The organism is Massilia sp. P1_C10, from assembly GCF_056406475.1.
The window spans coordinates 251085-265126 of sequence record NZ_JBFUAC010000003.1 but is presented as its reverse complement, the minus strand read 5'-3'; the positions used below and the strand labels follow the sequence as shown (position 1 = coordinate 265126).

At 67.6% G+C, this 14042-nt stretch carries 10 protein-coding genes; 5 read left to right on the top strand and 5 right to left on the bottom strand.

What is annotated here, in order from left to right; translation table 11 throughout:
* Window positions 1-99: 99 nt before the first annotated feature.
* Window positions 100-1695: a hypothetical protein gene (locus AC1D02_RS08785; protein ID WP_477315804.1), complete on the bottom strand. Its 1596-nt coding sequence runs from the start codon at window positions 1693-1695 to the stop codon at window positions 100-102.
* 124 nt (window positions 1696-1819) lie between these two features.
* On the opposite strand from AC1D02_RS08785, the gene AC1D02_RS08780 reads away from it, so the two are divergent.
* The 3 genes from AC1D02_RS08780 to AC1D02_RS08770 all read left to right on the top strand — a co-directional run bounded on the left by AC1D02_RS08780 (window position 1820) and on the right by AC1D02_RS08770 (window position 6347).
* Window positions 1820-3895 (top strand): HzsA-related protein, encoded by a 2076-nt coding sequence (locus tag AC1D02_RS08780; RefSeq protein WP_477315802.1) that lies wholly within the window; start codon window positions 1820-1822, stop codon window positions 3893-3895.
* Window positions 3896-3984: 89 nt separating this feature from the next.
* On the top strand, window positions 3985-5862 hold the full coding sequence (locus AC1D02_RS08775; protein ID WP_477315800.1) for a potassium transporter Kup: 1878 nt from the start codon (window positions 3985-3987) through the stop codon (window positions 5860-5862).
* A 95-nt stretch (window positions 5863-5957) separates the two neighbouring features.
* Window positions 5958-6347 carry an FKBP-type peptidyl-prolyl cis-trans isomerase gene (locus AC1D02_RS08770; RefSeq protein WP_477315798.1) on the top strand — a complete coding sequence of 130 codons (390 nt, stop codon included), beginning with the start codon at window positions 5958-5960 and terminating at the stop codon, window positions 6345-6347.
* 99 nt (window positions 6348-6446) lie between these two features.
* Here the strand turns inward: AC1D02_RS08770 and AC1D02_RS08765 are convergent, their stop codons facing one another.
* Genes AC1D02_RS08765 through AC1D02_RS08755 form a run of 3 tightly spaced genes read right to left on the bottom strand, consistent with a single transcriptional unit; the run spans window position 6447 to window position 10858 of the window.
* Window positions 6447-8867, bottom strand: coding sequence for an ABC transporter permease (locus tag AC1D02_RS08765; protein WP_477315796.1), 2421 nt, complete (start codon window positions 8865-8867; stop codon window positions 6447-6449).
* A 7-nt stretch (window positions 8868-8874) separates the two neighbouring features.
* Window positions 8875-9555 (bottom strand): ABC transporter ATP-binding protein, encoded by a 681-nt coding sequence (locus AC1D02_RS08760; protein WP_477315794.1) that lies wholly within the window; start codon window positions 9553-9555, stop codon window positions 8875-8877.
* 16 nt (window positions 9556-9571) lie between these two features.
* Window positions 9572-10858: an efflux RND transporter periplasmic adaptor subunit gene (locus tag AC1D02_RS08755; protein WP_477315792.1), complete on the bottom strand. Its 1287-nt coding sequence runs from the start codon at window positions 10856-10858 to the stop codon at window positions 9572-9574.
* Window positions 10859-11039: 181 nt separating this feature from the next.
* Here AC1D02_RS08755 and AC1D02_RS08750 point away from each other — a divergent pair, with 181 nt between their 5' ends.
* Window positions 11040-12362: a sigma-54-dependent transcriptional regulator gene (locus AC1D02_RS08750; RefSeq protein ID WP_477315790.1), complete on the top strand. Its 1323-nt coding sequence runs from the start codon at window positions 11040-11042 to the stop codon at window positions 12360-12362.
* A complete protein-coding gene (locus tag AC1D02_RS08745) occupies window positions 12352-13578 on the top strand; it encodes a sensor histidine kinase (protein WP_477315788.1) in 1227 nt (408 codons plus the stop codon). Before AC1D02_RS08750 ends, AC1D02_RS08745 begins: the two co-directional genes overlap by 11 nt.
* Here AC1D02_RS08745 and AC1D02_RS08740 read toward each other — a convergent pair.
* Window positions 13575-14027: a GNAT family N-acetyltransferase gene (locus AC1D02_RS08740; protein ID WP_477315786.1), complete on the bottom strand. Its 453-nt coding sequence runs from the start codon at window positions 14025-14027 to the stop codon at window positions 13575-13577. The two genes, AC1D02_RS08745 and AC1D02_RS08740, sit on opposite strands and share 4 nt — an antisense overlap.
* Between the last annotated feature and the right edge of the window lie 15 nt (window positions 14028-14042).

Genomic DNA, 14042 nt, shown 5'->3' with positions numbered 1-14042 from the left:
GACATTATCCTCCAATTGGCGCAGTGCTGCTGAGCGCGACACCGCAGGCCAGGCGTCCCCGGCTGACCCGACGGGTCAAGCCCCTGGCCGTCGAGACGTTTACTTCCCGACCGCGAACAGCACCGCGTTGTTGATGGCGTACACCGCGCCATCGGCGCCCACCGCGGTCGGCGTGTACGATTCGCCCAGCCCGCTCGTCAGCCGGATCCTCTGGCTCAGCGTGTTGGTCGCCAGGTCCCAGCGATACAGGTAGCCGTCCTCGCTGTTGACCAGGACTGATTTGGTGAACGGATCCACCGCCGCGGTGTTGATGCACCACTCGGTCACGCCGGCCGCATTGGCCGGATCCGGCGTCGGCCCGAGCATAGTCAGCACCTCCTTCATCACCGGCACGCCCGCCGTCACCGGGTCTGCCATCGTCACGTTCGGATCGAGCACCGCGATGCGGTTCTTGCCGTCGCCGCTGCCCGAGCGCGAGTAGTTGTTATATTTGGTCATGACCAGGTAGGCCGAGCCGCCGCTGTAGCCCGGCACCAGCGCCGCCGGCACCACCGACGGCGTGTCGTCCCAGCCGAACGAACCCGGCGTCTTCGATGTCGCCAGGGTCGCGTCGAAATGCAGCAGCCAGCCGCGCGAGTTGTGCTGCCCCTGCACCGATTCGAGCACGCCGAAATACACGTCGCCGTCCGGCCCCACCATCGGCGACGCCGTGCTGTCCTCGCTGACCCGCGCCGATGCCATCGTGGCCGGGTCGGTCAGCGCCGTCTTGCCCTTGCGTGCCAGCGTTGTGCTGTCAAGCGCGAGCAACTGGCCGGCGATGCCGCTTCCCTTGACCACCACGTACACGGTCTTCTGGTCGGCCGACATCGCCGGCGCCGCGCCCATCGCAGGCCTGATCATGTTGACGTCACCCGCCGCCGTGGCCGCGCTGACCCAGCTGCCGGCGCCGTCCGCGCCGATGCGAGCGATGCCGCTCACCAGCGCCGCCGGATTGGTGCCGGTGGTGACGAAGCCGAAGAACAGGTTGCCGGCGTTGTCGGCCGTGATCGGCGTGTTGATGAAGACCGCCGCATCGAACGCGGCCTGGCCCGAGCTGTACACGCTGGCGCCGTAGAACACCAGGCTGCTGGTGGCGGAGCCCGACGCATCGGCGTCGTCGCGGTAGTACACCTTGCCGCCGGCGCCCGGCATCACCACGCGATTGGCCTTGGTCAGGGTGACGTTGTAGGGCGGCGTCCAGTTGTGCGGCGGCGTCACGTAGTCGCTGTCGAAGCTCCACGCCAGCTGGCCGTTGGCGCCGTTGCGCGCTTCGACCCGGAAGGTATTGGCGACGCCGCGCTTGACCGGCATCAGCACCGTGTTCTTCGAGGTGATCGCCGGCGAGCCGTAATGCACCAGCAGGTAGCCCTGGGGGCTGTACTGCGGCGCCACGTCCACCGGCGCCTGCCAAACGATGCGCGACAGGGTCTGGGTCTGGATGCCCGCCTGCGCGGTGTGCTGGGAGTCGCCGCCGTAGCCGAGCCACGCCGGGCCATTCACCGGAGCCGGAGTCGGCGTCGGGACAGGCGCCGGCGTGCTGCTCTCACCGTAGCCGCCCCCGCCGCCGCTGCACGCCACCACCGTCGCGCCGAGCATCAGCAAGGATATCGCCGCCAGCGCCAGGCGGTTTTTGCCGTTCTTGTTCTTTGATCGCATACACGCTCCGTATTGACATCGTCATCAGCGGGATTTCGAACGCAAGGTTGCACCGATCCGCGAAAAAACTCAAGCGCTCCAATGTGCTGGGCTACACTAGCGCGTCGCCCGATTCCCGCTTCCCATGAGAATAGCCGTCCTGCGCTGCCTGCCCCTGGCGGCGGCGCTCCTGTTCACCGAGGTGGCCGCCGCCCCGGCCACGCCGTATCCGATCCTGTTCGTCACCCAGGTGCCGCTGCATACCGACGTCGCCGCGCGCCTGTCGGCCTTCGGCAACCACGTGGGCGGCGTCAAACAGGCGCCGCGCGGCGGCGGCCTGATCCTGCGCTATCCCGATGGCACCCTGCGCGACCTGACCCGCGAGGCCGGCTTTGGCGATGCCGTCGCCGTGCGCGAGCCGGCCGTGCACCGCAGCGGCACGCGCGCGGTGTTCAGCATGCTGGCGGGCGCCGCGTCCAACGCCGCCTGGCAGCTGTACGAAGTGCGCGGCCTGGCGAAAGGCCAGCGCGCCACCATCGCCAAGGTCGCGCGCCAGCCGGCCGGCTACAACAACGTCGCGCCGCTGTATGGCAGCGACGACGCGCTGCTGTTCGCCTCCGACCGCCCGCGCGACGGCGCCGCCCACCTGTATCCGCAGCTCGACGAATACGAAGCCACGCCGACGGTGACCGGCATCTGGCGCCTCGACCCGGCCAGCAGCGCGTTGCGCATCCTGAACCACACGCCCAGCGGCGCCTTCACGCCCATCCTCGACAGCTACGGCCGCGTGCTGTTCACGCGCTGGGACCACCTGCAGCAGGACCAGCTGGCCGAGCGCGACCGCGACGCCGCGCGCAACGGCGTGGCGCAGCCGTTCCGCTCCTTCAATTACGCCGCCGAAGACGCGCGCGCGCCCAAGCTCGATTCGCGCGCCGAGCCTTTCCCCGAATCGCGCAGCGGCAGCACCGGCCCTTACGGCGCTGTCAGCGCTTTCGTCACCAACTTCTTCACCATCTGGTCGATGAACGAGGACGGCAGCAACGAGGAAACCCTGAACCACATCGGCCAGCACGAGCTGGCGTTCGGCTTCCTGACCCCGAGCTTTCGCGACGACCCGAACCTGTCGAACCGCACCGTGGACGCCAACCACGCCAACCGCCTGGCGATCCGGCGCGAGGGCGGCCTGTTCCACCTGCGCGAAGACCCGCGCCGGCGCGGCAGCTATGTCGCCACCGTCGCGCGCGAATCGGGCTCGTTTACCACCGGCCCGCTGGTGCGCCTTTCCGGCGCGCCCTCGCTGAACGGCGACCAGATGGCGGTCACCGCGCTCACCGTCATGGATCCGGCCGACGCGATGGCGGGCGGTCGTTTCCGCAATCCGCTGCCGCTGTCGGACGGCTCGCTGGTGGCCAGCCACACCAGCGCCGACCGCGCGCCGGAAGAGGGCGCCGCGCTGCCCGACCTGCGCTTGCGCGTGCTGGCGCGCGGGCGCGACGGCAAGTACCGCGCCGGCGCGCCGCTCACCGCCGGCGTCAAGGCGGACGTCCCGGGCTACCGTGGCATCCTGTGGGAACTCGATGCGGTCGAAGTGCGCCCGCGCCCGCAGCCGCCGCGCCGCGCCGCCGCGTTCGAGGCGCCCGAGCGCGCGGTGCTGGCCGAGGAAAAGGTCAGCGAGGCGGCGCTGCGCGACTGGTTGCTCAGGCGCGACCTGGCGCTTGTCGTTACGCGCGACCAGACCAGCCGAGATAGGGCAGACTTACAGCAACCGTTCAATTTGCAAGTTCCCGGCGGCGTGAAAACGGTGTCGAAGACGATGCCCGGCGGCAAGGTTTACGACATCGCCCATTTCCAGCTGTTGCAGGGCGACCAGCTGCGCGCCTATCCGGGCCGCGCCGGGCGCCGCGTGATCGCCCAGCCGCTGCACGACGGCGCCAATCCGCCCAATCCGCAGGGTCCGGCGGGCAGCGTGCGCATCGCCGCAGACGGTTCGACCGCCGCGTTCGTGCCGGCGCGCCGCGCGCTGACCTGGCAGACTACCGACCGGTCGGGCGCGGCGGTGGTGCGGGAGCGTAACTGGATCACCTTCCAGGCCGGCGAGATGCGCAGCTGCGCGTCCTGCCACGGAACGAATACGGCGAATCAGGCGGGGTTGGCGGCGCCGCAAAACAAGCCGCAAGCCCTGCGCGAGTTGCTGAAGTATTGGAAAACATTACAAAAATAAGAGGTGTTCGTTTTGAAACAAATTCTCCTTGCAAATTGCATGAAGTGCGCCTATTGTGCAATGCAACATAACAACAATATGGTGCAATCTTGACCGCGGAACACAAAAAAAGCAGCCTGGCCGCCATGACCCTGGCGGCCGTCGGCATCGTCTATGGCGATATCGGCACCAGCCCTCTCTACACCCTCAAGACCATCTTCGACCCGGAACACGGGCTTGCGCTGAGCACCTTCAACCTGCTCGGCGTGGTCTCCCTGATCTTCTGGGGCCTGACGATGATCGTCTCGCTCAAATACGTCACCTTGATGCTGCGCGCCGATAACCGCGGCGAGGGGGGGATCATGGCGCTGATGGCGCTGACCCTCAACTCCGTCACCAAGGCTTCGCGCTGGTACGTGCCGCTGATGATGATCGGCGTGTTCGGCGCCACCATGTTCTACGGCGACAGCGTGATCACGCCGGCCATCTCGGTGCTCGGCGCGATCGAAGGCCTCGAGACCGCGGCGCCCGGCCTGTCGCAATATGTGGTGCCGCTGACGATCGTCGTGCTGGTCGGCCTGTACGCGGTGCAGAAGCACGGCACCGCCGGCATCGGCCGCTGGTTCGGTCCCATCATGGTGGTGTGGTTCGCCGCGCTGGCGATCATGGGCGTAATCAATATCGTCAAGGCGCCGGAAGTGCTGGCCGCCCTGAACCCGCTCAACGCCTTCGCATTCATGCTGCAGAACCGCTTCATCGCCTTCGTCGCGCTGGGCGCGGTGGTGCTGGCGTTCACCGGCGCCGAGGCCCTGTACGCCGACATGGGCCACTTCGGCAAGAAGCCGATCCGCGCCGCCTGGTTCCTGGTCGTCTTCCCGGCGCTGGCGCTGAACTACCTGGGCCAGGGCGCGCTGCTGATGACCAACCCGGCGGCGATCTCCAACCCGTTCTTCAACCAGCTTGGCAGCTGGAGCGTCTACCCGCTGGTGGTGCTGTCGACGGCGGCGGCGGTGATCGCCTCGCAGGCCACCATCTCCGGCACCTTCTCGATGACCAAGCAGGCCATCGCGCTGGGCCTGTTGCCGCGCATGCGCGTGATGCACACGTCGGAACGTGAGATCGGCCAGATCTACATCCCCGCGGTCAACTGGATCCAGCTGATCGTGGTGCTGATCGCGGTAATCGGCTTCCAGTCGTCCGACAAGCTGGCCGGCGCGTACGGCATCGCGGTCACCGCCACCATGCTGTCGACCACGATCCTGACCTTCTTCCTGACGCGCTACCGCTGGCACCTGCCGCTGGCGCTGTGCTTCGGCGCCACCGGCTTCTTCATCATCATGGACATCATGCTGTTCTCGGCCAGCACGCTCAAACTGTTCCACGGCGGCTGGTTCCCGCTGCTGCTCGGCGCGGTGCTGTTCACCGTGATGCTGACCTGGAAGCGCGGCCGCGAACTGGTGTTCGAGAACCTGCAGAAGCATGCGATCAACCTCGAAGACTTCCTGCAGTCGCTGTTCGTCGCGCCGCCCACGCGCGTCTACGGCACCGCCATTTTCCTGCGCGGCGAAAGCGACGGCGTTCCCCACGCGCTGCTGCACAACCTGTCGCACAACAAAGTGCTGCATGAACGCGTGGTGTTCCTGACCGTGCACATGCGCGAGGTGCCGTACGTGCCGGCCCCGGAACAGGTGGCGGTGCAGGGCCTAGGCCACAACTGCTTCCAGCTCAATGTGCAGTACGGCTTCAAGGACGAGCCGGACATCCCGAAAGTGCTCGGACTGTGCGAGCACCACGGCCTGCCGTTCGAGATGATGGAGACTTCCTTCTTCATCGCGCGCCAGACCGTGATCTCGGCGCCAGGCGGCGGCATGGCGCCGTGGCGCGAGCATCTGTATGTCGCGATGTCGCGCAACGCGCGCGGCGCCGCCGACTACTACCAGATCCCGACCAACCGGGTCATCGAGCTCGGAACCCAGGTCGAGATCTGATACAAATTAATACAAATGCAGGACAGGTTGGCAGAGGATGAAGCGCGGCATCCTCTGCTAAACTCTCGGCACTCTTTCGACTGCCTAGGAATTCCATGAAATTCAAGCTTCCCCTGATCGCCGCTTTCGTCGCCGTGATGTCCCTGACCGCATGCGGCGGCGGTTCCGGCGGCAGCAGCGCCGCCGCGCCTACCGTGGCCGCCGCCGGCACCACCGCCACCGTGAAATACACCGGCTGGCTGTACAGCTCCACCGCCACCAACAACAAGGGCACCCAGTTCGACACCGGCCAGTTCGCGTTCAGGCTGGGCCAAAACCTGGTCGTTCCAGGTTTTGAAGCGGCTGTCACCGGCATGAAGGTCGCCGACAAAAAGACTGTGACGATTCCGGCTGCGCAGGCGTATGGCGCCAATCCGCCGCCCGGCTCCGGCATCCCGGCCAACGCCGACCTGGTATTCGATATCGAGCTGGTCGCGCTGAACTGATTGTTCCTCCATCCGTCATGCGGGCCTGCGGATCGTTGCGGTCGATGATGGTGTCGGCGATTATGCGCAATTGCGCATAATCGCAAAAAATAAAAACCCTCAGTCGCGCAGCACGTGCGCCGGCGCCATGCGCAAGGCGCCCAGCGTATGGCGCAGCGTCGACAGCGCCGCCACCAGCGCCGCCACCATCAGCGCGGCCAGCAGCGGCCACACGCCCATCGGCGCGCGCTCGACGAAAGTGGCCAGGTAGCGCGCGTTGACCAGCGCCGCCAGCGGCAGCGCGATCGCCGCGCCGATCGCCAGCAGGCGAGCGAACTCGCGGCCCACCAGGCGCACGATCGCCGCATGCCCCGCGCCGTACAGCTTGCGCAGCACGATCTGGCGCGCCATGCGCTGCACGCTGTAAGTCGCCAGCACGTAGATGCCGAATGCCGCGATGGCGATCGCCACCAGGCTGGCCAGTCCGAGCAGCTTGGCCAGGCGCAGGTCGTCCGCGTAGTTGTTGCTCAGGTAGGTCTGCGCGCGCTCGATCCCGAACACCTTGTCCGGCGCCTGGCGGTTCAGCATCGTCTCGATGGCGCCCTGCAGCGCGCCCATGTCGCCGTCGCCGCGAATCAGCAGCACGATCCCGCGCGGCCGGATGCGCCACACCACCGGCCTGACCGCTTCGTGCAGCGACTGGATGCGCAGCGCCGGTGCGATGCCGACCACCTGCGCCGCCAGCGCGCCGTCGGTGGCGTTCGCCGTAATGATCTGGCCGACCGCCATCGCCGGATCCGCAAAACCGAGGGCGCGCGCCGCCGCCGCATCGATCACCACCTTGTCGATCGTGCTGTCGGTTTCGCGGGAGACGTCGAACAGCCGTCCCGCCACCGGCTTGACGCCCACCACGTCGAAGAAGTTGGCGCTGATATCGCGCGTCAGCAGGTTGGCGTTGCCGCCTTTCTGCGTGGTGTAGGGAACATGGTTGCCGATGATCGGTTCGCCGATGGCGTTCTGCGTGATCGCCACGCTCGTCACGCCCGCCAGGTTCGACACCTGCGCGCGCAGGGCCTGCGTCGGGTCGCCGCGCATCGACTCGGGCAGTTCCAGCACCAGCATGCCGGAGGCATCGAAGCCAGGGCTGGCATTGGTCGCGTAGTGCGACTGCCAGGCGATCGCCAGCGTCACCGCGGTGAGGCAGATCGCGGTCGAGAACTGCGCTACCGTCAGCGCGCGCCGCAGCCACAATCCGCCGCTGGTCTCGGCGCTGCCGCGGCCCGACAGCGTGCGCTGCGGACGAACGCCCAGCGCCACCCAGGCCGGATAGATCCCGGCCAGCAGGCCGGTGATCACGCCGAGTCCCAGCGCCGCCAGCAGGTTGGCGGGACCGAACATGTCCTTGAGCTGGCGGTCGACCAGTTCCGAGAACACCGGCAGCAGCAGCCATGCCAGCAGCAGGCCGAAGCCGGTGGCGATCAGCGCGACCAGCATCGATTCGGCGATGAACTGCGCGGCGAGCCGTCCCGCCGGCGCGCCCAGCACCTTGCGCACGGCGATCTCACGCTGGCGCCGCACGGTGCGCACGGTGGCCAGGTTGACGTAGTTGGTGGCCGCCAGCAGCAGTATCACCAGCGCGACGGCGCCCAGGCCGCCGATCACCCTCAGGTCGCCGTGGTCGCTGCTGCCAGGGACGTTGGCGGTGTCGTCGTCGAAATACATCGAGCGCAAGGCGCCGAGCCGGATGTCCATCGGATTTCTGCCGGCCAGTCTCGCCTTTGCCTCGGCGCCGAGCCGCATCATCAGCGGCGAGCGGTTGCCTGCCGCCTGCAAGGCCTGTTCCAGCGCCGCCGGCGAGGCGCCAGGCTTGAGCTTTACATAGACCCTGCTGCCGATCCCGCCCCATGCGCTCATCAGGTTCTTGCGATACTCGTTTGGCCAGGCTGCGGTGTCCTGCCCCGCCAGCGCTTCGTAGAAGATGGTGCTGTTGGGCGGCGGGTCGGGAAGAATGGCGCCGATGCGGAATGTCCCGCCCTCGATGCCAACGGTTTGCCCCAGCACGTCGGCGCGGCCGAACAGGCGCTGCGCGGTGCTGGCGGTCAGCGCAAGGCTGCCGGGCTCAGTCAGCACGGTGCGCAGGTCGCCTTCGATCGGCCGCACGCCGAACATCGCGCCGAAGCCCTCGTTGACGACGACCAGCCGGATCGGCTTCACCTGGGCGCCAGCCTTCATCGCCGCGCCCAGCGGGAACAGCATGGTCGCATCGGCCACCAGCGGGCTGCGACGCGCCTCTTCGAGGTAGGGCAGCGGCGCCAGTTCGAACCATTTGGTGTCGCCGGTGATGTTGAAGCGGGACTTCGCCAGGTAGACCTGCTGCGCGTCGGGCACCTGCGCGTCGTAGCTGAACGAATGGCGCACGAAGCCCAGCAGCAGGAAGCAGGCGGCGAAGCCGATCGACAGGCCGAACACCACGACCGCGGAATACGCCGGCTCCTGGATCAGCAGGCGCCAGCCGATACGAAAATCGCGAAATTTCATCATGCTCTCCTCAAGCCGCCTGCAGGGCATCGACCACGATGCGGCCATCGAGCAAGTGCAGGGTGCGCGACGCCTGCGCCGCGTGCGCCGGCGAGTGCGTCACCATCACCACCGTCGTGCCTTCGGCGTTGATGTCGCGCAGCAGGCGCATCACCTCGTCGCCATGCGCGGTGTCCAGGTTACCGGTCGGTTCGTCGGCCAGCAGCATCGCCGGTCCCGCCACCAGCGCGCGCGCGATCGCCACCCGCTGCTGCTGGCCGCCGGACAGCTGCGATGGCCGGTGCGTGGCGCGGTGCGCGATGCCGAGCCGTTCCAGCATGGCGCCGACCCGCTTGCGCCGCTCCGCGGCCGGCGTGCCGGTGTATTCGAGCGCCAGTTCGACGTTCTCGAACACCGACAGCTCCTCGATCAGGTTGAAGCTCTGGAAAATGAAGCCGACCCGGCCGCGCCGCAGGGCGTTCAGCTTCGCCTCGCTCCATCCGGCCACGTTCTGGCCTTCGAACCAGTACTCGCCGCTGTTCGGTACATCGAGCAGGCCGAGAAGGGAGAGCAGGGTCGACTTGCCGCAGCCGGAGGGCCCGGTGATGGCGACGTATTCGCCGGCGTCGATATCGAGGTCGATGCGGTCGAGCGCGGTGGTCTGGACTTCGCCGGCCAGATGGATCTTGCTGACGCCTACAAGTTTCAACATGCTGTTCTTCCTTTTCTTATTTGGTCAATTGCAGGCGTTCGGTTTTTTCGAACGCCGCGTAACTAGATACGATCACCTGCTCGCCCGGCGCGAGCCCGGCCAGCACTTCCACCTGCGTATTGCTGCGGCGCCCGCCGCGGATCGCCCGCCGCGTCACGGATTCGCCGTCGCGCCCGACCACGAACACCCACGCGCCGCCGGTCTCGTTCAGGTAGGCGCCGTTCGGCAGCAGCGTCGCCTTGCCCGGTTCGCCCAGTGTCACCTGCACATCGAGGCTCTGTCCAGGGCTCAGCACCGGCGGCTGCTCTTTCGCGAACACCAGCTCGATGGTGAAGCGGCCCTCCTTGATCTGCGGGTAGATCGTGCTGACGCCGGCCGCGAAGCTGCGCTCGCCGATGCGCACCGTCGCGTGGCGGCCGACCGCGACCCGGTTCAGGTAAAACTCGTCGACCTGCGCCGCCAGCTTGAAGCGGTTCGGATCGTCGATGCGGCCGATGTGCTGGTCGGTCTTGACGGTCTCGCCGACCTGCAGGCGAAACCCGGTTAGCATGCCGTCGACCGGCGCGCGCACGGCGAGCGCATCGACTGTCGCATTGACCAGCATCAGGCCCGATTGCAGGCCCTTGATGGCATTCGACATCTGCGCCAGCGCGTCGCCGCGCACGCGGTTTTCGGTGTCGGTGCTGTCGCGCTCCTGCTGCCAGGCGCGCTTTTGCTGCGCCAGCTTGTCGACCGACTCCTCCAGCGCCACATTCGAGATAAAGCCTTGCTGCGCCAGCTTCACATTGCGCGCGTGCTGTTTCTCGGCTTGGGCCAGCGCGAACGCCAGGTCTGACAGGCGCCGCTGATGGTCCGTGCGGCCGGCTTCCTGTGCCACCCGCAGGTTCGACAGGTTGGAAATCTGCTGCGCATGTTCCGCCTGGCGCGCCAGCAGCTCCAGGTTGCGCTGCGGGTTCGACAGGCGGAACAGCAGCTGGCCTTTCTTGACCATCGCGCCGTCTTTCGCGAACACTTCCTCGACGCGGCCCGACTCGACCGAATCGAGAATGACGGAGTTGAGCGGCTCGGCGCTGGCGCGCACCACGATATCGTCGAGGAAAACGCCCTGTTCGACGCTGGCGATGCGCACGTCCTTGGCGGCGACCTGCAGCCCGCGCGGCATGTAGTGCCAGCCGAGGAAGCCGCAGGCGGCCAGCGCGACCGCGCCGGCCGCAATGCGCGCAATCAGCGGCCCGCGCTTCTTCGGCACGCGCACGTCCATCGCGGCGCCGGTGGCGGCTACTTGTTCGGGAATTCTATCCATCGATGTGGTCCGTGAAAAATGGGCTTACCCTCGCCATTGCAAGCGCCGTGCCAGCCCCTTTTGCGGGGTTTGCGGCTGCCTTTACTGCCTGTTTGTCCGGTTCCGGACAGTCGCAGGTGTTCGGAAATGAACACTTCAAAATGGTCGTCGCCGCGCCGGAAACCTGCTGCTAGAATGCCGCATGACCGATCCCGCCGCCAGCATCCTGATCCTCGACGACGACCCCGATGTGGCCTGCGCCGCGCAACTGCTGCTGCGGCGCCGCTACGGCAAGGTCGCCACGCTGAACGATCCGGCGGGACTGGCCGCGCTGCTGGCCGCCGGCGTGCCCGACGTGGTGCTGCTGGACCTGAATTTCACGCCCGGCCGCATCGACGGCGCGCAAGGCCTCGCAGTGCTGGACCAGCTGCGCGCGCAGGCGCGTCCGCCGGCTGTAATCGCGCTGACCGCCTATGCCGATGTGCCGCTTGCGGTCGAAGCGCTCAAGCGCGGCGCCGGCGATTTCATCACCAAGCCCTGGGACAATGCACGCCTGGTGGCCGCGGTCGACAACGCGCTGGCGCGCCGCAAGCCCGCACCCGGGGCGTCGGCCTTGATGGGCGACTCGGAATCCATGCGCGAGCTCAAGGCAATGATCGCGCGCGTCGCACCGACCGAAGCCAACGTGATGGTGCTGGGCGAGAACGGCGTCGGCAAGGAACTGGTCGCGCGCGCAATTCACCAGGCCTCGCCGCGCGCCGCATCCACCTTCCTTGCGGTCGACATGGGCGCGCTGCCCGAATCGACCTTCGAGAGCGAGTTGTTCGGCCACCGCCGCGGCGCCTTCACCGACGCTAGGGGCGACCGGCCCGGCCGCTTCCAGGCCGCGCGCGGCGGTTCGCTGTTCCTCGACGAGATCGGCAACATGCCGCTGGCCGGCCAGGCAAAGCTCTTGACCGCGCTGGAACGGCGCGAAGTGACGCCGCTGGGCGCCGACCGCGCCGAAGCGATCGACGTGCGCATCGTCAGCGCCACCAACCTCGACGAACCGAGCCTGTTCGATCCGTCGGTGTTCCGGCCCGACCTGCTGTTTCGCCTGAATACCATCGTGCTGCGCGTGCCGCCGCTGCGCGAGCGCGCCGGCGACATCCCCGCCTTGCTGACCCATTACATCGTGCTGTACGAGCGCCAGTACCAGCGGCCGGCGCGCGCGATCGACGCCGTCGCTCTGGACCAGCTGTGCCGCTTCGCCTGGCCCGGCAATGTGCGCGCGCTGCGCCACGCCTGCGAACGCGCGGTGATTCTGGGCGGCGCCGACCAGTACCACTTCCCGGACTTCGGATTGGGCGCCGCTGTGGCGGCGCCAGTGTCCGCACCTCTGCCAGCCCTGCGCCTCGGGGCCGTTGAACGCGACACCATCGCGGCGGCGCTGGAACAGGCCAGGGGCAATATCAGCCATGCCGCCAAGATGCTGGGTGTGAGTCGCGCGGCCCTGTACCGCAAGCTGGGCAAGCATGGCATCTGAACGCTCCCCGAAGATATCGGTGGTAGTGGGCCTCGGCGGCGCCATCGCGCTGGCATGGGGCGCCGGCGTCGTGCGCCAAGAGCCACGGCAGGTGGTGCTGTGCGTGCTGGGGATGCTTCTGTGCCTGGCCTTCCTGTGGCATGGCCTGAACCGGCTGGTACCGCGCAGCGCATTGCGTGCCGTCGCGCCGCGCGACCCGCTGCCGATCGACCGCCAGCACCTGCTCGACAACGCCCTGGCCGTGGAGGCGCGCCTCGAACATGCGCCGATCGCGCTGTTCCGCGTCGATCCTGCCGGGACGGTTGCACCGCTGAATGCGAATGCGCGCCGGCTGGTGGCGCCGGGGAGGGCCAGCGATCCGGCCGACCTGTTTCGGCAATTGGCGGCGCAGCCGGTCGACCAGCGCGGCATGATCGAATTCGACACCGAGCGCGGCGCCGAGCGCGCGCTGGTGTCGGTATCGGCGCTGACCCTGCAAGGCAGCGCGCAAAGGCTGGCCGCGCTGATGCCGGTGGAAAGCGAGCTGGAAGCCGAGGCGCTAAACGCCTGGCGCCAACTGGTGCACGTGCTGACCCACGAAATCATGAATTCGTTGACGCCGGTGGCGTCGCTGTCGCGCACGGCGCACGCGCTGCTCGATGAATTCCGCGCCGCCCTGCCGGCCGACGTCAGCGCCGACCTGGTGACCGCGCTGGACGCGATCAGCCGGCGTGCCGACAGCCTGGTCGATTTCGTCGGCAGCTACCGCAGCCTGTCCAACGTGCCGGCCGCGCGGCCGGAGCTGGTGCGCCTCGGGGACCTGTTCGAGCGGATCTCGGTCTTGGTAGACCCGGCCTGGCGCGCGCGCGGCGGTCGCACTGCGTTCACGGTGGAGCCGGGCTCGCTGGAACTGATGGTCGATCCGGGCCAACTGGAGCAGTCCTTGATCAACCTGCTGAAGAACGCTTTTGAAGCGACTGGCGAAACGCCGAATGCCGAGGCGCTGGTCTCGGCCCGATTGGGACGCGGCGGCCGGCTGCGCATCGAAGTGGCGGACAACGGCGGCGGCGTGCCCGATGCGCTGGCCGCACATATCTTCACGCCGTTCTTCACGACCAGGAAGCAGGGCGGAGGCATCGGCCTGGCGATGGTTCGCCAGCTCATTCACGGCAATGGCGGCACGGTGCGGCACGCCAAATCGGTCAGCGCGGGAGCACGCTTCATCATCAGTTTCTAGCGCAGCATGTCGACGTGCATGATGCCGTCTTCCTCATACGGTGCGCTGATGGTGACGAAGCCGAAGCTGGCGTAGAACTTCTCAAGGTACATCTGGGCGCCGATCTTGATCCGGTGGCCCGGATACAGCCGTTCCGCATGTTCGATACCCAGCGCGACCAGCTTGCGCCCGACGCCGGAGCCGCGGCCCTCTTTCGACGTCATCACGCGCCCCAGCGACATCTCGGTGTACTTGGCGCCCGGCGCCAGGCAGCGCAGGTAAGCCACCAGCTGGCGCTTGCCGTCGATGACCTGCCAGCCCAGCAGGTGGTGGGCGTCGAGGTCGAGGCCGTCGAAGTCGTTCCACAGGCATTGCTGCTCGAGCACGAACACGTGCTGGCGCGCGGCCATTAATTCGTACACATCGTAATTGGAGAGTTCTGCGAAAGTGCGCCACTGCCATTCGGTCATGCTGGATCCTGGATT